This is a genomic window from Bradyrhizobium sp. LTSP885, assembly GCF_000938305.1.
Taxonomy (GTDB): domain Bacteria; phylum Pseudomonadota; class Alphaproteobacteria; order Rhizobiales; family Xanthobacteraceae; genus Bradyrhizobium.
This window is the reverse complement of sequence record NZ_JYMT01000042.1, coordinates 80,548-100,072: the sequence shown is the minus strand read 5'-3', so window position 1 is coordinate 100,072 and position 19,525 is coordinate 80,548. Positions and strand designations below refer to the sequence as shown.

Below are 19,525 nucleotides of genomic sequence, written 5' to 3'. Positions count from 1 at the left end.
TCATTGCAGCGCCGCCAGGGTGCCGGCCGGCGTCCAGCCGCCACCAAGCGCCTGGAACAGGCTGCTCGCGGCCAGCAATTTGTTGAGCCTGACCGTGACCAGATTGTTTTCAGCCGTGAACAGCGTCTGCTGGGTCTGCAGCACCGTGATGAGATTGACCGTGCCGCCGCGCAACTGGGTTTCCGCGACCTCGAAGGCTTTCCGCGAACTGGTCACCACGTCGGTCTGCAGGCGCTCCTGCAACGTATACTTCTGCAGCGCGATCAGCGCCTTCTCGACGTCGGCGAAAGCCGACAGCACGGCCTTGCGATAGGCCTGCAGATTCTGCAACTGCACGCCCTTGGCTTGCTTGAGCTGGCTCTCCAGCAGGAAGCCGTCGAACAGCGGCTGCGTCAGCCCGGCGGCGAGCGTGTAGTACCAGGCGCCCGGCCCGAACAGCGTCGCGAGCGCCGCGCTCTGGAAACCGGTCGAGCCGGTGAGCTGGATCTGCGGGAAGAACGCCGCGCGCGCCGCCTCGACGCTGAAATTGGACGATGCAAGTTGTGCCTCGGCCTCGCGGACGTCGGGTCGCTGGTAGAGCAATTCCGACGGCAGCCCCGGGGTGACGCGCGGCACCGCGATCTGCGTGGTGCTGCCGCCGCGCACCGAGAAATTGGCCGGCGCGCGCGCCACCAGCACGGCGAGCGCGGCGATATTCTGTCCCAGCGTCACCTCGAGCGGCGGGATCGCCGCGCGCTGGGTCGCAGCCAGCGCCTCCTGCTGCGACAGGTCGAGCTGCGAGGCGGTGCCGCCATTGAATTGCGATTTGATCAGCGCGAGAACCCGGTCCGCCGCAGCCAGATTGCGGCGGGTGACCTTGATCTGGTCCTGCGCCGCCAGAATCTGGAAATAGGTATTGGCGACCGTCGCCATCGTGGTCAGCGCGACCACCTCGCGGTTGTAACGTGAGGCCGTCGCGCTCTCCTCGGACGCCGCCAGCGTCGAGCGGTTCTTGCCCCAGAAGTCCACGATGTAGCTTGCGGTCAACCCGACGCTGTATTGTGAGAATGTCCCGCTGCCGCCGGTCGATGAGCCTGATGCCACGCGCTCGCGCTCCGCGTTGGCCGTCCCGCTCACCGACGGCAATAGCGCGGCACCTGAGACGCCGGCCTGCGCGTCGGCCTGCACGATCTGGGCGATCGCCACCGCGATATCGAGGTTGTAGAGCTGCGCGGATTCCATCAGCCCGGTCAGTTCGCCGGAGCGGAAGCCGCGCCACCAGGCAAGCGCCGGAACGGCCGCATCGGCGTCACCCTTGATGGCAGTCCGATAGCTTGCGGGCACTTCGAGATTGAGCTCGGGACGTTCCGATCCCGGAATGCACCCGGACAAGCCGAAGCCGAGACCAACGACCACGGCGAGCGCGGGCCGACTGCCGAACAGAAACGCTCGCGCACGGACGGATTTCCGCGCCATCTGAAAGCTTCGCAACGCAGCAACTATCGGCATTTACTCGCCCGGTTGAAGTGAAGACCCCGGCACCCGCGGTGCGCCACCACGGCGCGCGCGCTGGACCCACAAGCGGAACCGGTCGAGATAGAGGTAGATGACCGGCGTCGTATAGAGCGTCAAAACCTGGCTCAGGATCAGGCCGCCGACAATGGCGATGCCGAGCGGCTGACGCAGCTCGCCACCGTCGCCCATGCCGAGCGCCAGCGGCACGGCGCCGAGCAGTGCTGCCATGGTCGTCATCATGATCGGACGGAAGCGCAGCAGGCATGCCTCTCTGATGGCATCGAGCGGCTCCAGCCCGCGCCCGCGTTCCGCCTCGAGGGCAAAGTCGATCATCATGATGGCGTTCTTCTTCACAATGCCGATCAGCAGGATGACGCCGATCAGCGCCATGATACTGAAGTCGGTCTTGAATACCATCAGCGCCAGCAAGGCGCCCACACCTGCTGAGGGCAATGTGGACAAGATCGTCAGCGGGTGGATGTAGCTCTCGTAGAGCACGCCCAGCACGATGTAGATGGTCACCAGCGCCGCCAGGATCAGGAACGGCTGGCCGTTGAGGGAATCCTGGAACGCCTTCGCGGTGCCCTGGAAGGTGCCGCGGATCGTGGCCGGAACACCGATCCGGTTCATGGTAGCCTCGATGCTGCTGACCGCGGTGCTCAGCGCTACGTTCGGCGGCAGGTTGAACGAGATGGTGCTGGCGACCAGAAGGCCCTGATGATTGACCGCCAAAGGCGTCGACCCCTGCTTGAAACTGGCGACCGCCGAGAGCGGGATCATGGTCTCGCTGCTGGTCGCGACGGCCGATCCGGTCGAGGCAACGCCCTTCCCTGTCGCGCCGATCGAGTTGGTGGCGAGATTGCGCGCGGCCTGGGCATTGGCCGCGCTGGCCGCGCCCGAGGTTCCAGGCGCCACCACGGTACCCGCCACGGCGTTGGTCGCTTGCGACCCGCCGACCGAGCCGCCCGACGTGCTGATATAGACGTCCTTGAGCGTCTCCGGGTTTTGCCAGTAGCGCGGCGCGACCTCCATGATGACGTGGTACTGGTTGCGCGCGACATAGATCGTCGAAACCTGACGCTGGCCGAATGCGTCATAGAGCGTGTTGTCGACCTGGCTGACGGTCACGCCGAGCCGGGCCGCCGCATCGCGGTCGATCACGAGATCGGACTCCAGGCCCTTGTTCTGCTGGTCGCTGTTGACGTCGGTCAGGATCGGATCCTGCTGCAAGGCCGCCGCGATCTTCGGCGTCCATTCATTGAGCTCCTCGAACGTCGAGCCCTGCAGCGTGTACTGATACTGCGCGTTGGAGGACCGGCCGCCGACCCGGATATCCTGCACCGCCTGCAGGAACAGGGTTGCCCCTGGAACGACCGCCAGCGAACGCCGCAGCCGTGCAATGACCTGATCGGCCGACACGCGCTCGCCAAGCGGCTTCAAGGACACGAACATGAAGCCGGAATTGGTTTGACCGCCGCCGGTGAATCCGACCGCCGTTTCGACGGCGGGATCGTTTTTGACGATGGTGACGAACTGCGTCAGCTTCTGCTGCATCAGTTGAAAGGAAATGCTCTGATCGGCCTGGATCGAGCCCGTCAGCCGCCCCGTATCCTGCTGCGGGAAGAAGCCCTTCGGGATGACGCTGTAAAGGTAGAAGTTCAGGCCGAACACCGCCGCCAGGACCAGCATCACGGACGCAGGATGCTCCAATGCGGCCGTCAGCGTCCTGCGGTAGAAGCTCAGCATCGCCTCGAAGAAGCGCTCGCTCGCCCAATAGAGCCGCCCATGGCCCTCCCCGGTTTCGGGTTTGAGCAGGACGGCGCACATCATCGGGGTGGTCGCCAGCGAGACCGCGAGCGAGATCAGAATCGAGATCGAGATCGTCATCGCGAATTCGCGGAACAGCCGGCCGACAATTCCCTCCATCAGCAGGATCGGGATGAACACCGCGATCAGCGAGACGCTCATCGACAGCACTGTGAAACCGACCTCGTTGGCGCCCTTGAGCGCGGCCTGAAGCGGGCTCAGCCCCTCCTCGATGTAACGGGTAATGTTTTCCAGCACGACGATGGCGTCGTCGACCACGAAGCCGGTCGCCACCGTCAGCGCCATCAGGGACAGATTGTCGAGGCTGTAGCCGATCAGGTACATCGCCCCGAACGTCGCGACCAGCGACACCGAGACCGCAACCACCGGAATGAGGGTGGCCCGTGCGCTGCGAAGGAATGCGAACACCACGAAGATGACCAGCAGCACGGCAAGGATGAGGGTCCGTTCGACGTCCCGCAGCGAGGTGCGGATGGTCGTCGAGCGGTCGACCGCGAGCCCGATATCGATCGCCGGTGACACCGAGGCGCGCAGCTGCGGCATCAGCCCCTTCACCAGATCGACGGTCGAGATGATATTGGCGTTCGGCTGCCGGTAGAGGATGATCAGCACCGCAGGCTTGCCGTTGGCAAGGCCGGCATTGCGCAGGTTCTCGACCCCGTCGGTCACTTCCCCGACGTCGGAAAGATGCACGCCGGCGCCGTTGCGGTAGGCCACGATCAGCGATTTGTAATCGTCCGCCTTGCTGGCCTGATCGTTGGCGTAGATCTGGAAGCGTTGCTCGCCGACGTCGATCCCGCCCTTTGGGCTGTGCGCATTGGCACTCGACAGCGCCGCACGGACATCCTCGAGCCCGATACCGTATTTGTAGAGCGCCTGCGGAATCAGATCGACCCGCACCGCCGGCAGCGAGCTGCCGCCCACCACCACCTCGCCGATCCCCTCGACCTGCGACAGCTTCTGCGCCAGCACCGTGGAAGCCGCATCATAGAGATCGCCGCGCGTCAGCGTATCCGACGTCAAGGTCAGGATCAGGATCGGCGCGTCGGCCGGGTTGACCTTCCGGTAAGTCGGATTGCTGCGCAGGCTGGTCGGCAGATCGGCCCGCGCCGCATTGATCGCGGCCTGCACGTCGCGCGCGGCGCCGTTGATGTCGCGGTTGAGCCCGAACTGCAGCGTGATGCGGGTCGAGCCGACCGAGCTCGACGACGTCATCTCGGTGACATCGGCAATCTGGCCGAGATGCCGCTCCAGCGGGCTAGCGACCGTCGTCGCGACGTCCTGTGGACTGGCGCCGGGCAGCGTCGCCTGCACCGAGATGGTCGGATAATCCACCTGCGGCAGCGGTGACACCGGCAGCTTGAAGAAGGCGATGGCACCGGCCGCCGCGAGGCCGAAGGTCAGCAGCGTCGTTGCGACCGGCCGGCGGATGAAGGGTGTTGACGGGCCCATGGCTCAATGCGACCCGCTTGCCTCGCCGACCTCGCCGGCGCCCCCGGCAAATCTGATCGCGAGCCGATCGAACCAGAGATAGATCACCGGCGTCGTGAACAGGGTCAGCAACTGGCTCACCAACAGGCCGCCGACGATGGAGATGCCGAGCGGATGCCGCAATTCGGAGCCCGCGCCGGTGCCGATCATCAACGGCAGCGCACCGAGCACCGCGGCCATGGTCGTCATGATGATCGGCCGGAAGCGTAGCAGGCAGGCCTGGTAGATCGCCTCGCGTGGCGGCTTGCCCTCGTTGCGCTCGGCATCGAGCGCGAAGTCGATCATCATGATCGCGTTCTTCTTCACGATACCGATCAACAGGATGATGCCGATGATCGCGACGATGGTCAGGTCCTGCCCCGCCACGATCAGCGCCAGCAACGCTCCGATGCCGGCCGAAGGCAGTGTCGAGAGGATGGTGAGAGGATGGATGAAGCTCTCATAGAGCACACCAAGCACGATATAGACCGTGATGATCGCCGCCAGGATCAGGAACAGCTGGTTGGAGAGTGACGACTGGAACGCCAGTGCCGCGCCCTGGAAGCTCGTGATGACACCGAGCGGTTGGCCGATATCGATCTGGGCCTGCTTGATCGCGGTCACCGCGTCGCCCAGTGCGGCGCCGGGCGCGAGGTTGAACGACACCGTCGCGGACGGGAATTGTCCGAGATGGGAGACCTGCAACGGTGCGGTCTCCTCCCGCATCTTCGCCATCACCGATAACGGCACCGGCGTCGAGCCGACCGATGACGGCAGGTAGATCGCCGACAGCGCTTGCAGCGAGTTTTGCAGCGACGGATCGGCCTCCAGGATCACGCGGTACTGGTTCGAGTTGGTGAAGATGGTCGAGACGATGCGCTGGCCATAGGAGTCATAGAGCGCGTTGTCGATCGTCGCCGGCGTGATTCCGAACCGGGCCGCCTGGTCGCGGTCGATCTCGACAAAGACCGACAGCCCCTGCGCGGAGATGTCGCTCGCGACGTCGCTGAATTCGGGCAGTTGCGCCAGCCTGTCGACCAGCTTCGGCGTCCACTCGGCGAGCTGGGCCGGATCGGCGTCCTGCAGGATGAACTGGTACTGCGTCTTGCTCACCGTGCCTTCGATGGTCAAGTCCTGGACCGGCTGCATATAGAGCGTAACGCCGGTCAACGAAGCCGTGCTCGCCTTGATCCTGTTCATGACCGTCGCAATGTCGGCCTTGCGCTCCTCATGCGGCTTCAGGTTGATCAGGATGCGGCCGCTGTTCAGCGTGGTGTTGGTGCCGTCGACGCCGATGAAGGACGACAGGCTGTCGACATCAGGATCCTTCAGGATCGCGCTCGCGAGTTGCTGCTGGCGCTCGGCCATCGCGGCATAGGACACCGATTGCGGCGCCTCCGAAATCGCCTGGATCACGCCGGTGTCCTGCAACGGGAAGAACCCCTTGGGGATGACGATGTAGAGCCACGCAGTCACGCCGAAAGTGGCCAGCGCGATCAGCAGCACCAGGGTCTGGCGGTCCAGCACCCAATTGAGCATCCGGCCATAGATCGCGATGACATGGTCGAAGCCTTCGCGGGCAAGCCGCTGGAACGTGTTCTCGTGCGATGCGCTCTCCGGCTTCAACAGCTTGGCGCAGGCCATCGGCACCAAGGTCAGCGACACCACGGCCGAGATCAGGATCGTGACCGACAGCGTGATGGCGAATTCACGGAACAGGCGGCCGACCACATCGCCCATGAACAACAGCGGAATCAGCACCGCGATCAGCGACACCGTCAGCGAGATGATGGTGAAGCCGATCTGCTCGGAGCCGCGCAGCGCAGCCTGCAGTGGCGACTCACCCTCCTCGATATAGCGCGAGATGTTCTCGATCACGACGATGGCGTCGTCGACCACGAACCCGGTCGCGATCGTGAGCGCCATCAGCGACAGATTGTTCAGGCTGAAGCCGAACAGATACATCGCCCCCAGCGTGCCGACCAGCGACAACGGCACCGACAGGCTCGGGATCAGGGTGGCGCGGGCGTTGCGCAGGAACACGAAGATCACCAGCACCACCAGCATCACCGCGAGCGATAGCTCGTATTCGACATCGCGGACCGAGGCCCGGATCGTCACAGTCCGGTCGGTCAGGATGTCGAGATCGATCGCGGCCGGCAACGTGGCCTGCAGCTGCGGCAGCAGCGCCTTGATGCCCTCGACCACCGAGATAACGTTGGCGCCGGGCTGACGCTGGATGTTGAGGATGATCGCCTGCGTCTGGTTCATCCAGGCGCCGAGCTTGTCGTTCTGCGCGCCGTCGGTGACGTTGCCGACGTCGCTGAGGCGGACCGGCGAGCCGTTCTTGTAGGCGACGATCAACGATTTGTAGTCGCTGGCGTTACGGATCTGGTCGTTGGCGTTGATGGTGTAGGCGCGCATCGCGCCGTCGAAATTGCCCTTCGGCGTGTTGACGTTCGCGTTGCCGAGCGTGGTGCGGAGATCGTCGATGTTGAGGCCATAGGCCGCGAGCTTGCGGATGTCGGCCTGGATACGCACCGCGGGGCGCTGGCCGCCGCTGATGCTGACGAGGCCGACGCCGGGAAGCTGCGAGATCTTCTGCGCCAGCCTTGTATCGACGAAATCCTCGACCTGCGTCAGCGGCATGGTCTTCGACGTCAGGCCGAGCGTCAGGATCGGCGCGTCTGCCGGATTGACCTTGGCGTAGATCGGCGGCGCCGGCAGGTCCGACGGCAACAGATTGCCCGCGGCGTTGATCGCGGCCTGCACCTCCTGCTCGGCGACATCGAGCGAGATCGACAGTCCGAACTGCAGCGTGATCACGGAGGAGCCGGCCGAGCTCACCGAGCTCATCTGGTTCAAATTCGGCATCTGGCCGAACTGCACCTCAAGCGGCGCCGTCACCGACGACGTCATCACGTCAGGGCTGGCGCCCGGATAGAAGGTCTGCACCTGGATGGTGGGATAATCGACCTCCGGCAGCGCCGCGACAGGCAGGAATCTGAACGCCAGCATGCCGGACAGCATGATGGCGATCATCAGCAGGGTCGTCGCCACCGGCCGCAGGATGAATGGCCGCGACGGGTTCATTGCTTCTGCCCGTCCTCGGAGCGTTTGCGCTTGCCGCCTCCCGCCTTGTCGGGATCAGCCCCCTTCGCTGCCCCGTTCACTGTCCCCTTGGCCGCAGCGCCCGGATTTGCAGCGTCCGCGGCGGAACGAACGATCACCTTGGCTCCCTCGCGCAGCTTGTCGGCTCCATCGATCACGATGCGATCGCCGGGCGCAATCCCCGAAACCACCTCGACCCGGTCGCCGTCGGTGACGCCGAGCTTGACGGGCTTGACCGTGACGGTGCTGTCGTCATTTACGAGATAGACGAAGGTGCCGGGAACGCCGCGCTGGATTCCAGCCGTCGACATCGTCGTGACATCCTTGTGGGTGTCGAGCAGCAGACGGATGTTGACGAACTGGTTCGGATAGAGCGTGCGCGTGTCGTTCTCGAACTGGGCGCGCAGCTTGATCGTGCCGGTGGTCGGATCGATCGAGCTGTCGAAGGTCTGCAACGTTCCGTCTGCGATCTTGTTGCTGCCGCTGCGGTCGAGGGCCGACGCCGGCAGCACCGCGCCGTCGCGCAGCCGCTTGGCAACCGCCTGCAGATTGTCCTCCGGCAAGGTGAACAGCACGCTGATCGGGTGCAACTGCGTGATCACGACGAGGCCGTTGGTGTCTCCAGGCGTGACGTAGTTGCCCTGGTCGACCTGGCGCAGCCCGACCCGCCCGTCGAGCGGCGACAGGATGCGGCAATATTGCAGATTCACTTCGGCCGATTTCACAGTGGCACGATCAGCTTCGACGGTGCCTTGGTCCTGCGCCACCAGCGCGATCTGGGTGTCGAGCTGCTGATGCGGCACCGCGTTCTGCGCGGCGAGGCCCTGGTAGCGCGTGAGATCGACCTGGGCGCCCTTCAGGATCGCTTCGTCGCGCGCGAGGTTTCCCTTGGCCTGCGCCAGCGTCGCCTCATAGGGGCGCGAATCGATCTCGGCGATCAGGTCGCCTTTCTTGACCTCGTCGCCCTCCTTGAAATCGATCTTCATCAGATAGCCGCTGATCTGGCTTCTGATCGTCACCGTCGCGAGCGACGTCACGGTGCCGAGCGCGTTGAGATTGATGCCGATGTCACCCTTGCCGACGGTCTCCGGCACGATCGACATCGGTCCAGAATTGCGCCCGCCGCCGGCCGGCTGCGGCGCAGCCTGCTGCCGCGTCCACCAGACGATGCCGGCGAGCAACAGCAACACGACAAGCGTGGTCAGAATGACCCGGCCGCGCGACGACCGCCTGGTCTGTTCAGGCACGAGGATCGACGGGTGTTTTGTCTGCTGGTCCATAAGCTGCCCACAAAGAAAGACGAATGAGCTCGCGCGGTTCCGTGTGTCCCCTGAACCCGCGCGCGCCACACTCGAGGGAGCATTTTGAACGCTTCCGGCACACAAAGCGCGTTAACAATCGGAAAGGATGGTCCTACTCCAAACGAAGGTCCTACTCCACTGTCGCTCTTCACGCCAGATTGGTTCGGAGTTTACCCGATCGCCTGTAGCCAGGGCAACACAATCAGCAACAATCCGACAAAGTAGATCACGCCAAAGATCAGCCCGAATCTCCAGAAGTCGCCTTTCCCGATATAGCCGCTGCCGTAATACATCGGCGCCGGTCCGGTCGCGTAAGGCGAGATCACGCCCATCAGCCCGAGCGAATAGACGCACAGTAACGTCAGAGTCGGCACCGACAGGCCGGGAATGCTGGAGCCGACCGCGAGCACGACCGGCAGCACCGCTGCCGCATGCGAGGTGATGCTCGAGAAGAAATAGTGGACCCAGAAGAAGAATGAGACGAGCAGGATCATACCTGCGAGCGGCGACAATCCGGCAAGCGGCCTGGCGTAACCCTCCGCCACCCATTTGATGAAGCCGATCTCGTTCAGGCCCGACGACAGCGTGAGCAGCGAGGTGAAGTAGAAGAACACCTCCCACGCGCTCTTCTCGGCAACAATGTCCTCGAACGCGATCACGCCGGTGACCAGCATCAGCGAGATCACCACGAACACGACCGTGGTCGCGTTGATGAAGTTGGAGCCGAACAGCGGCAGGCTGATGTTGGGATTGGAGCCGCAGATCCAGAAGAACATCGCCAGCAGCACCAGCGCGGCCATGATCCATTCCTGGCGCGACGGCGGCCCCATCGCGGCGAGCTCGCCCCGGCTCCACGTCACGATCTCCGGGCTCTCTTTGATCTCGGGCCGGCAGATCGCATAGCTCAGCAGCGGCACCAGCAGCAGCAACAGCAGGCCGAGCGGCGCGAAGCCGATGAACCATTGCGACCAGCCGACGTCGACATTGACGAGCTTCTTGGCGATCGCGAGCGCGGCCGCGTTCGGCGCCAGCGCCGTGAGGAACAGCGAACTCGTCACCGCCGTGGTGGCAAACGCCGTCCACATCACGAAGGTGCCGATCTTGCCCGCGGTCGGACCGGGTTCGGACCCATAGATGCGCGGGATGTTGCTGACGATCGGGTAGATCGTGCCGCCCGAGCGCGCCGTATTGGACGGCGTCGCCGGCGCCAGCAGCAGATCGGAGAACGCCACCGCATAGCCGAGCCCGATGGTGCGGCGGCCGAGCGTCCGCACCAAGAGCAGCGCGAGACGACGGCCGAGCCCGCTCTTGCGATAGCCGATCGAGAACACGAACGCGCCGACGATCAGCCACACCGTGCTTTCCGAGAAACCGCTGAGCATCCAGCGCAGCGACTTGTTCGGATCGTGCTCGACATAGCCGCCGACGCCGGCGACCGTCAGCCCGATCAGGCCGACCGCGCCGACCGGCATCGATTCCAGGATCAGGCCAACGATCACGGCGGCGAACACTGCAAAATAGTGCCACTGATCGACGTTCAGCCCCGCCGGCACCGGGATCAGATAGATCGCCAGCCAGACCACCAGCGGTGCAAACGTCCTCCATGACATCTTCATGCAGCGTCCCCCTCACGTATCTTTCTTGATTATTGATTGTCGGGCGTGCGGCCGCCATGCCCCCGGTGCCACCGCCATTTCGTTGCAACGTAGCATAGCGTCGCAGCATGGATCGACCGCCTGCGACCTAACGGCGCGGCTTGTGGAGGAACCTGAGCGTCCCGTCAACACCGCGCGATGGTCGAACACGGCCCATCGCAAGGACGCCCGCGGTTTGCTATCCTCGGCCGCATGACGTCACGCGACTCCGTCTCTTCCGAGATCACGCCAGAAGTGCTGCTGCGCGCCTATGCCTGCGGCATCTTCCCGATGGCGGAGAGCGCCGACGATCCGACCTTGTTCTGGGTCGAGCCGGAGCTGCGCGGCGTGATTCCGCTCGACGGCTTCCGCGTCGCCTCGCGGCTGGCGCGCACCGTGCGCTCCGATCTGTTCACAGTCACCGTCGACACCGCGTTCAAGGCCGTGATCGCAGGCTGCGCGGCGCCGCATCCGGGCCGCGACGACACCTGGATCAACAAGCGCATCCGCGATCTCTATGTCGGGTTGAACGCGCTTGGCCACTGCCACAGCGTCGAGGTTTGGCAAGACGGCGAACTGGTCGGCGGGCTCTACGGCGTCAGCCTCGGCCGTGCCTTCTTCGGGGAAAGCATGTTCCACACCGCGCGCGACGCCTCGAAGGTCGCGCTGGTGCATCTCGTGGCGCGCCTGATCGCAGGCGGGTTCGAACTACTCGACACGCAATATGTCACCGAGCATCTGAAGACTTTTGGCGCGATCGAAATCCCGCGGCGGCGCTATCGTGCGCTGCTCGACCGCGCAGTCCCGGGCGCACCGGCCGAGTTCCGCACGCTCGACGCCACGCAGCCGGTCAAAGGCGCCGACGCCCTCGCGATCATCGCTCAACGAAATTAATTCCCGAACAGTCCGCCGAACAATCCACCCGGCCGCTGCTGTTGCGGGGGCGGCGGAGGTGGCGGCTGCTGCTGGAATTGCGGTTGCGGCGGCGGCCGCGGCGCCGCCTGCTTCGGCGCAGCCGGGCGCTTCTGCGCCACTGGCGGCGGCGGTGTCGTCGGCTGCTTCGGCGGATCGGGCGCGGCGGTCACGATGGTCTGGTCCGGCCCTTTGCAGTCGGTCAACCAGATGTCGTAGATCGGATGCTCGACGCCGTGCAGGCCGGGGCTTGCCGCGTACATCCAGCCCGAGAAAATCCGCTTCACCTCGCCCTGCAGCGTGATCTCGTCGACCTCGACGAAGGCATCGGTGTTGGCGGCTTCGGTCGAGGGCCGCGTGTAGCAGGCATCGGTCTTCACCCGCAGCGCGCCGAACTGCACGGTCTCGCCGATATCCTCGTCGAAATTGATGATGCGCCCGGTGATCTTGTCGAGGCCGGAGAAGCTCGCCTTCTTGTTGGTGATCTTGGTCGACGGCGGCTCGGTCACGACCTCATCGCCAGGCTGCAGCGTCGCGGCGGCCGGCGGCGCGCCTGACGGCTGCGGCGTGCCCTTGGGCTGGCGCTGCCCTGGCGGCAGGCCCGGCAGCGGGTTCTGGCCGGGCGGCGTGTTGGCGACGGCGGGGCCGCCGGGCTGCGGCGGCTGAACCGCAACCCCGGGCTGGGTGTTCTGGGGAACGCCGGGCGGCGGCGCCAACGGCTGCGATTGCACACTGCCGGGCGGCGGCACGGCCTGGGCCGGCGGCAGCGGCCGGGTCGGCGGCGGCAACAACCGGCCGCGCGGCAGTTCCGGCACTTCCTCGTCGTCGTCGTTGGGCGGCTGCACCTGTCCGCCACGCGGAATCGAACCCGGCGGGCGCGGCGCGGGATCGGAGAAAATCGTGCCGATCTGCGCGCGCGCGGGCGGCGCAAGCGCGACGGTTGAGGCGGCGACAATGGCCGCGAAGCCAGTCAGGGCAATGGTTCGGAACATCTCGTGCGGCTTAATCAGGCGAATCGGGCTCGTCACAAGTGTACCTTTATCAGCCGCTCGCAGGACCACCGGTTAACACGCCGAATACGGCGGGGAAAGGGCGGTTTGCCACCCCTCCCCAGCACTGGTCAGCCTCCGGGACACGTGGGATAGTTCGCGGGCTGAAGCCGCGCGGCCGCGCGCGAAAACCAGGAAAATCCGGCACGCAACCGGACCAGCCAGAGGAAACCAACCATGCCCGATCGTATCCGTCTCGATGGCCGGGTCGCCGTCGTCACCGGGGCTGCCGGCGTCATCGGAACCGCGACGCTGCATCTGTTTGCCGCGCGCGGTGCGCGGATTGTCGCAGTCGACCGCCGCGAGGCTGACCTCAAGGCCGCGATCAAGGCTCTGCCGGCCTCGGCGGAGGCCCTCGCCGTGGCCGCCGACGTCACAAGTGAAGACGAGGTCAAGGAGTATGTCCGATCCGCCGTCGACCGGTTCGGCGCCATCGACGCCTTCTACAACAACGCCGGCATCGAGGGCGACATCAAGCCGATCCAGGACTATTCGCTGGAGAGCTTTCGCCGCGTGCTCGACGTCAATGTGGTCGGCGTCTTCCTCGGCATGAAGCATGTGCTGCCTGTGATGCTGAAGCAGAACAAGGGCAGCATCATCAACACCGCCTCGATCGCCGGCCTGATGGGGTCGCCGATGATCGCGGTCTACAGCGCGAGCAAGCACGCGGTGATCGGCCTGACCAAGAGCGCGGCCTGGGAATGCACCGGCACCGGCGTCCGCGTCAATTGCGTCTGCCCCGGCATGATCGACAGCCGGATGCTGAGCACGATCCTGCAGGGCCGCTCCGGCGGCAACGCGCCGCCGCCTGTCGAGAAGATCGTCGACCGCATCCCGGCGCGCCGGCTTGGGCTTGCAACCGAGGTCGCCTCCATCGTCGCCTTCCTCGCCTCCGACGAAGCCAGCTATGTCTCCGGCTCCGCCTACACCGTCGACGGCGGCCGCACCGCTGCCTAGGGTCCGCTGTCATTCCGGGGCGATGCGCAGCATCGAACCCGGAATCTCGAGATTCCGGGTCTGGTGCTAGCGCACCATCCCGGAATGACGTCACCAAAATAGAAGGTCCTCGCAATGCCCGTCGTTCTCGATCCCGATGCCGCCGCCGTCTACAAGGCGGTCCAGGAAGCCGGCCGCCCCGCCTATGAAACGCTCTCCGCACCGGAAGCGCGCGAATATTATCGGGCCGCGCGCCATGTCAGTAATCCCGAACCTCCCGCGCTCGAATCGAGCAAGCCGCTCGCGATCCCAGCGTCACACGGCACGATCCCGGCGCGCATCTATGCGCCGACGACGCTGCGCAAGACGGCCGGGCTGGCGCCGTGCCTGGTGTTCTTCCACGGCGGCGGCTGGGTGTTCGGCGATCTTGATACCCATGAGGTGGTTTGCCAGAAGCTCGCACATGAGGGCGAACTGATCGTGATCTCGGTCGACTACCGGCTGGCGCCCGAGCATCGCTTCCCCGCCGCGGTTGATGACGTCGTCACAGCGACCCGATGGGTCGCCACCAACGCAAAGGACCTCGGCGTCGACGCGTCGCACCTGATCGTCGGGGGCGACAGCGCGGGGGGCAATCTCGCAGCCGTGGTTGCGCTCACGGCACGCGATGGCGGACCGAAGCTTGCCGGACAGTTGCTCATCTATCCCGCGACCGATTTCGCGCGACAGCATCCCTCGCACCGGGAGCCCGAGACCAGCGTCCTGCTGACCCATACGGTGATCGGCTGGTGCGCCAACCATTATCTCGGTGGCGCCGATAGCAGCGACTGGCGCGCCTCGCCCGCGCGCGCGAAAGACTTCGCCGGACTACCGCCGGCCTATGTGTTGACCGCCGGCGCCGATCCGCTGCGCGACGAAGGCGACGAATACGCAAAATTCCTCGCGGATGTCGGCATACCCGTCACCTACCGCCATTTCCCCGGCCAGTTCCACGGCTTCTTCACCATGGGCAAATTGCTCAACCAGGCCAATGTCGCGGTGTCAGAAATCAGCGCCTGGCTGAAGGCGCTGGGCTAGACGTGTCCTCCTCGATCGAGATCGCCAGACACACGCTGCTTTCCTGCGGCCTGATCCTGGCGATCGGCACGATTGCTGCGTTCGTCGCGCAGAAGATCAGGATTCCCGATGTCGCGGTGTTCCTGGTCACGGGCATCGCGATCGGCCCGCATGCGCTCGGCTTCGTGCAGATCGGCGCTGATTCCGCGCTGAACCAGATCATCCTGCTGTTCGGTGCAAGCTACATCCTGTTCGACGGCGGCGCGACGCTGCGGCTTGCGGTGTTGAAGCAGGTCTGGATCACCATCCTGGTTATCGCAACCGTTGGCATCGTGATAACAGCCGCGATCACGGGATTTGCCGCGCATGTCATCCTCGGCATTCCCCTTATCGTGGCTTTCCTGCTCGCGGCGACCATCGCCTCCACCGACCCCGCGACGCTGGTGCCGATCTTCCGCCAGGTCCATATCCGTGATCGCGTCGCGCAGACCGTGATGAGCGAGTCCGCCTTCAACGACGCCATGGGCGCGATCATCACCTTCAGCATCCTCGGCGTGGCAACCGGTAGCACGTTCTCGCTCTCCGCCTCGCTGTTCGGACTGATCGAGCATTCCGTCATCGGCATCGTCGCCGGCATCGTGCTCGGCACTCTCGCGGCGCTGCTGATCGCGCACGAGAAATGGGCCTTCCTCGCCGAATACGCCCCCGTCGTCACCGTCGTCGCGGTGATCGGTGCGTACTTTGCTGCCGAAGGCATGCATGCCTCCGGCTTCATGGCGGTGTTCGTGTTCGGCATCGTGCTCGGCAACAAGGAAAGCTTCGGCTTCAGGATGGAACCCGGCGAAGCCGAGAGGCTCGACGAGTTCGTACTCACCACGGCGTTCATCCTGCGCCTGTTCATCTTCATCCTGCTTGGTGCACAGGTCGATTTCGCGCTGATGAAGCAATACTGGCTCGACGGCGTCGCGGTCACGCTGGTGCTGATGTTCGTGGCGCGGCCCGCCACCGTGTTCCTCTGCGCGCTGCCGGATCGCCGCGCGCGCTGGAGCTTTGCCGAAATGCTGTTCATGTGCTGGACCCGCGAAACCGGCGTCATTCCGGCCGCCCTCGCCGGATTGCTGCTCGGCATGAAGGCGCCGGGCGCCGAGATGATCGCCTCCGTCACCTTCATCGCGATCCTGATGACGATCCTGATCCAGGCTTCCACCACGCGCTGGCTCGCGCAACGGTTGGGCCTGCTTGAGACGAAGCCGCACTAAACGCTAGAGGAGGAAACACATCATGATCATCCGCAAGACCGTTGCTCTCGTCGAAGAGATCAATAGCGAGTACGGCGCGGCCGCCAGCCCCCCGCTGCGACGCATCGCAATTGCCGCGGTGTTCGAGAACCCGCTCGCCGGTAAGGCCGCCGGTACCGACCTCAAGCCCCTGATCGACTATTCGCTCGAGCTCGGGGCTTCGCTCACCAAGACGGCGCTGGCGACGCTTGGCGCGAGCCCGGCGCAGCTGCGCGCCTACACCAAGGCGGCGGTGGTAGGCATCGGAGGCGACCTCGAGCATGGCGCTGCGATGATCCATCCGAGACTGGGCATGGCGATGCGCAGCGCGATCAAGCGTGGTCGCGTTATCATTCCGGGCCACGCCAAGGTGGGCCCGCCGGGCACGACGGTCGATCTGATCTATGGGCCCCTCGACGAGGGTTGGGATCTCGATGCCTTTGATTCGACCCCGGCGCAGATCCACGACGCGCCGCGGCCGCACGAGATCGTCCTATGGATCGGCTACGCCACCGGTCCGCGCGTCAACGCCCGCTGCAAGGGTCCAGATCAGAAGGAAGTCGATGCACTCGTCGCGTCCTTCGCCAGCGGCAAGTAAAGCGACTCCCGCAAATCGGGACTATGGATCGCCGCCCTATCCGGCCCGCGCCGCGCGGCGCAGCGATTGCGGCGGCTGGCCGAAGGCGCGGATGAAGGCCCGGCGCATCCGTTCGGGATCGCGAAAGCCGGTGATCTCGGCGACGCGCTCGATCGCTTCGCCCGACGATTGCACGCGCTGTCGCGCCACCTCGATCCGCAGCCGCTCCACCGCCTTCGACGGCGTGGTGCCGGTCTCGGCGATGAAGGCCCGGGTGAAATGCCGCGAGCTCATGCCGGCCTTGTCGGCGAGGTCCTCGACCGTCAGCGGCGCATCGAGGTTTTCGCGCGCCCAGGCGAGCAGCGGCCCGAAGCGGCCGTTCGGCGCCTTCAATTCCAAGAGCGAGGAGAATTGCGACTGCCCGCCACTGCGCCGATGATACAGCACGAGCTGCCGCGCGGTGTTCTGCGCGACCTCTTCGCCATAATCCTCCGCGATCATCGCCAGCGACAGGTCGATTCCGGCAGAGATGCCGGCCGAACTCCATATGTTGCCGTCGCGGACGTAGATCTGGTCGGGCTCGAGCTTGATGTTCGGATAGGCCTTCACGAAATGCGGCGTGCGCTGCCAGTGCGTGGTGGCGCGGCGGCCGTCAAGCAGACCCGCTTCCGCCAGCACATAGGCGCCCGAGCAGACGCTGGCGATACGAACGCCGCGCCCTGCCAGGCGCCGCACGAACGAAAGCGTGGTCGGACATGTGGCCGGCGTCCGCACGCCATTGCCGCCGGCGATGATCAGCGTCGTGATCGCCGCCGATGGCTTCAGCCCGCGCGCCAGCATCTCGACGCCGGATGAGCTGCGCACCGGCCCGGCCTTCACCGCGAGCGTTCGGATCGCGGGCGTATCGTTGGCAAAGCGCGCGGCGATCTCGAATGCTGCGATCGGACCGGCCGCGTCGAGCAACTGAAAGTCGGGAAAGATCAGGACGCCGATCATCGTCAAATCCTTTCGCAGAAGTGCCATGTCCTGAAATGAGGGATATATGGCATTTTGGACGAAAGGCCACCATGCCATGGTGGTCCCGTCAAGCGCAATTTGGAGGCTATCGATGTCGACGTCGCTGCAGATCGGACTGCTCGTATTCCCCAAGGTGACCCAGCTCGACCTTACCGGTCCGCTGCAGGTGTTCTCCGCAGTTCCCGGTGCCAAGGTACATCTGATCTGGAAGCGCATCGAGCCCGTCCCGACCGATTCCGTGATGGTGCTGACACCGACCACGACCTTTGCCGATTGCCCGCAGCTCGACGTGATCTGCGTGCCCGGCGGGGCTGGCACCAACGACATGGTGGGCGACGAGGAGATGCTCGCCTTCCTGCGCAAACAGGCCGCCGGCGCGAAGTACATCACCTCGGTCTGCACGGGATCGCTGGTGCTCGGCGCCGCCGGTCTCTTGAAGGGCTATCGTGCCACCACGCATTGGAGCGCGATCGATTTCCTCGCAGGCTTCGGCGCGATCCCGACCAAGACGCGCGTTTGTGTCGACCGCAACCGTTTCACCGGTGGCGGCGTCACCGCCGGAATCGATTTTGCGCTGACGTTGGTGTCGGAGCTGGTCGACCGCAGGATGGCGGAAGCGATCCAGCTCGGGATCGAATACAATCCGGCACCCCCATTCAATGCGGGCTCGCCCGACACCGCGCCGGCGGAGGTGCTCGCTTCGGTGAAAGAGCGGATCGCGCCTTCGCAGGTGCGCCGCACGGAACAGATGGAGCGTGCCGCGGCGCGGCTCGCGCAGTAGCAAGGAAGTCCGCAAACGCCATATGCGATCGTCGGGAGCAAGGGGCGCTTGCGCGACTTCGGAATAATGGAATTATGCCGCTGAGTTGCCCGACATGTCAAGTTGTCATGTCGAGCGCTGGCACCGGCCGGCTACTTTGCATGGGGTTGTTTTCGATATTTTGGCAGTGATAGCCCTGCCCGCAAGCGGGAGTGGTGAACCGAGCTCCTGGACAGACCGCTCGAAGCAAAAGTCGGCAGTCATCGCCAACAGAAAAAGGCCGCCTGGTTTCCCGGGCGGCCTTTCCTGTCTCACGGTGGCCTCACATTAGCGGGCGATTTCAGAACATCTGCACCAAGGGCCTATCTCCTGGCCGTGTCCTACTCGGAAGCCGCTGCTCATCGGGACAGTCGCGATCTGGAGCCCGATCCGACGCGATGGTCTCCCATCTCCGTAAGATGTCCTTATTGAGCCGCTAACCCGGGACTGGCGCAAGCGCAGAAGCTCGCCCGGGCGCGGCTGTCCCCGCTGTTACCGCTGTTCACAGGCACGCTTGCGTTGCACCCAGACGCGTTCGTGAAAATCTTCCAGGAAGATGAATCAGTTACCGGGCGTCCAGGCTTGGTAGTCGCCAGTCGCCTTGGGACGGCGGCCGCTCGCCAGCGTCGAGCCGGACGGGCGGTAGGCCTGCGGCGTGCCGGTCATGTTCGGCACGTGCGGCTTCTCCCATTCCCGCGCCGTGTAGTTCTGCTCGGTCGGCGGGACGTCGACAGTGTGATGCATCCAGCCGTGCCAGCCGGGCGGTACCCGTGTTGCTTCGGCATAGCCGTTGTAGACCACCCAGCGGCGCTCAAAGAGCAGCGTCGGGTCGATCTTGCCGCCCTTGGTGCGATAGTAGCGATTGCCCTGCTCGTCGGTGCCGACCAGCTCGCCGTAGCGCGAGGTCCACAATTGCGTGCCAAAGGTCTGGCCGTTCCACCAGGTGAAGACTTTGAGCAGGAATTGTTTCATGCGCGGCCGGTCGGTTCGAGACAAGTCTTGGGTTCGAGACAGTCAGGCTCTGATGCCACCTGAACCCCCAAATGTCCAGCCGCCGGCCGGCCT

At 65.0% G+C, this 19,525-nt stretch carries 14 protein-coding genes; 6 read left to right on the top strand and 8 right to left on the bottom strand.

What is annotated here, in order from left to right; genetic code table 11:
- The 5 genes from UP09_RS29520 to UP09_RS29500 form a co-directional block, all read right to left on the bottom strand.
- Nucleotides 1–1,455 (bottom strand): efflux transporter outer membrane subunit, encoded by a 1,455-nt coding sequence (locus tag UP09_RS29520; RefSeq protein WP_082070336.1) that lies wholly within the window; start codon nt 1,453–1,455, stop codon nt 1–3.
- 33 nt (nt 1,456–1,488) lie between these two features.
- Nucleotides 1,489–4,773 (bottom strand): efflux RND transporter permease subunit, encoded by a 3,285-nt coding sequence (locus UP09_RS29515; protein ID WP_044541884.1) that lies wholly within the window; start codon nt 4,771–4,773, stop codon nt 1,489–1,491.
- Between the two features lie 3 nt (nt 4,774–4,776).
- Nucleotides 4,777–7,884, bottom strand: coding sequence for an MdtB/MuxB family multidrug efflux RND transporter permease subunit (locus UP09_RS29510; protein WP_044541883.1), 3,108 nt, complete (start codon nt 7,882–7,884; stop codon nt 4,777–4,779).
- Nucleotides 7,881–9,182, bottom strand: a complete 1,302-nt coding sequence (locus UP09_RS29505; protein WP_044541882.1) for an efflux RND transporter periplasmic adaptor subunit — start codon at nt 9,180–9,182, stop codon at nt 7,881–7,883. Before UP09_RS29505 ends, UP09_RS29510 begins: the two co-directional genes overlap by 4 nt.
- A 191-nt stretch (nt 9,183–9,373) precedes the next feature.
- Entirely contained in the window at nt 9,374–10,819 is a 1,446-nt protein-coding gene (locus tag UP09_RS29500) for a DASS family sodium-coupled anion symporter (protein ID WP_044541881.1), read from the bottom strand.
- A gap of 231 nt (nt 10,820–11,050) precedes the next feature.
- On the opposite strand from UP09_RS29500, the gene aat reads away from it, so the two are divergent.
- On the top strand, nt 11,051–11,731 hold the full coding sequence (gene aat / locus UP09_RS29495) for a leucyl/phenylalanyl-tRNA--protein transferase (RefSeq protein ID WP_044542630.1): 681 nt from the start codon (nt 11,051–11,053) through the stop codon (nt 11,729–11,731).
- On the opposite strand, the gene UP09_RS29490 is transcribed toward aat, so the two are convergent.
- Nucleotides 11,728–12,741 carry a DUF2155 domain-containing protein gene (locus UP09_RS29490; RefSeq protein WP_044541880.1) on the bottom strand — a complete coding sequence of 338 codons (1,014 nt, stop codon included), beginning with the start codon at nt 12,739–12,741 and terminating at the stop codon, nt 11,728–11,730. The two genes, aat and UP09_RS29490, sit on opposite strands and share 4 nt — an antisense overlap.
- Before the next feature lie 234 nt (nt 12,742–12,975).
- Between UP09_RS29490 and UP09_RS29485 the strand changes: the two genes are divergently transcribed.
- The 4 genes from UP09_RS29485 (at nt 12,976) to UP09_RS29470 (ending at nt 16,665) form a co-directional block, all read left to right on the top strand.
- Complete coding sequence (locus tag UP09_RS29485; protein WP_044541879.1) at nt 12,976–13,755, top strand: SDR family NAD(P)-dependent oxidoreductase; 780 nt, start codon at nt 12,976–12,978, stop codon at nt 13,753–13,755.
- 114 nt (nt 13,756–13,869) lie between these two features.
- On the top strand, nt 13,870–14,811 hold the full coding sequence (gene lipP1 / locus UP09_RS29480) for a LipP1 family hormone-sensitive lipase (protein WP_044541878.1): 942 nt from the start codon (nt 13,870–13,872) through the stop codon (nt 14,809–14,811).
- A 2-nt stretch (nt 14,812–14,813) separates the two neighbouring features.
- The gene (locus UP09_RS29475; protein ID WP_044541877.1) at nt 14,814–16,049 is read left to right on the top strand and encodes a cation:proton antiporter; all 1,236 of its coding nucleotides are present in this window, start codon (nt 14,814–14,816) and stop codon (nt 16,047–16,049) included.
- 22 nt (nt 16,050–16,071) lie between these two features.
- Nucleotides 16,072–16,665, top strand: coding sequence for an amino acid synthesis family protein (locus UP09_RS29470; RefSeq protein ID WP_044541876.1), 594 nt, complete (start codon nt 16,072–16,074; stop codon nt 16,663–16,665).
- A gap of 36 nt (nt 16,666–16,701) precedes the next feature.
- Here the strand turns inward: UP09_RS29470 and UP09_RS29465 are convergent, their stop codons facing one another.
- Nucleotides 16,702–17,640: a GlxA family transcriptional regulator gene (locus tag UP09_RS29465; protein ID WP_044542629.1), complete on the bottom strand. Its 939-nt coding sequence runs from the start codon at nt 17,638–17,640 to the stop codon at nt 16,702–16,704.
- A gap of 112 nt (nt 17,641–17,752) precedes the next feature.
- On the opposite strand from UP09_RS29465, the gene UP09_RS29460 reads away from it, so the two are divergent.
- The gene (locus UP09_RS29460; protein WP_044541875.1) at nt 17,753–18,442 is read left to right on the top strand and encodes a DJ-1/PfpI family protein; all 690 of its coding nucleotides are present in this window, start codon (nt 17,753–17,755) and stop codon (nt 18,440–18,442) included.
- Nucleotides 18,443–19,021: 579 nt separating this feature from the next.
- Here the strand turns inward: UP09_RS29460 and UP09_RS29455 are convergent.
- Nucleotides 19,022–19,432 carry an NADH:ubiquinone oxidoreductase subunit NDUFA12 gene (locus UP09_RS29455; RefSeq protein ID WP_044541874.1) on the bottom strand — a complete coding sequence of 137 codons (411 nt, stop codon included), beginning with the start codon at nt 19,430–19,432 and terminating at the stop codon, nt 19,022–19,024.
- Nucleotides 19,433–19,525 lie beyond the last annotated feature (93 nt).

Coding starts and splice junctions, on each gene's coding strand:
- UP09_RS29520 (WP_082070336.1), bottom strand. CDS start 1,455: ATGGCGCGGAAATCCGTCCGTGCGCGAGCGTTTCTGTTCGGCAGTCGG.
- UP09_RS29515 (WP_044541884.1), bottom strand. CDS start 4,773: ATGGGCCCGTCAACACCCTTCATCCGCCGGCCGGTCGCAACGACGCTG.
- UP09_RS29510 (WP_044541883.1), bottom strand. CDS start 7,884: ATGAACCCGTCGCGGCCATTCATCCTGCGGCCGGTGGCGACGACCCTG.
- UP09_RS29505 (WP_044541882.1), bottom strand. CDS start 9,182: ATGGACCAGCAGACAAAACACCCGTCGATCCTCGTGCCTGAACAGACC.
- UP09_RS29500 (WP_044541881.1), bottom strand. CDS start 10,819: ATGAAGATGTCATGGAGGACGTTTGCACCGCTGGTGGTCTGGCTGGCG.
- aat (WP_044542630.1), top strand. CDS start 11,051: ATGACGTCACGCGACTCCGTCTCTTCCGAGATCACGCCAGAAGTGCTG.
- UP09_RS29490 (WP_044541880.1), bottom strand. CDS start 12,741: ATGTTCCGAACCATTGCCCTGACTGGCTTCGCGGCCATTGTCGCCGCC.
- UP09_RS29485 (WP_044541879.1), top strand. CDS start 12,976: ATGCCCGATCGTATCCGTCTCGATGGCCGGGTCGCCGTCGTCACCGGG.
- lipP1 (WP_044541878.1), top strand. CDS start 13,870: ATGCCCGTCGTTCTCGATCCCGATGCCGCCGCCGTCTACAAGGCGGTC.
- UP09_RS29470 (WP_044541876.1), top strand. CDS start 16,072: ATGATCATCCGCAAGACCGTTGCTCTCGTCGAAGAGATCAATAGCGAG.
- UP09_RS29465 (WP_044542629.1), bottom strand. CDS start 17,640: ATGATCGGCGTCCTGATCTTTCCCGACTTTCAGTTGCTCGACGCGGCC.
- UP09_RS29460 (WP_044541875.1), top strand. CDS start 17,753: ATGTCGACGTCGCTGCAGATCGGACTGCTCGTATTCCCCAAGGTGACC.
- UP09_RS29455 (WP_044541874.1), bottom strand. CDS start 19,432: ATGAAACAATTCCTGCTCAAAGTCTTCACCTGGTGGAACGGCCAGACC.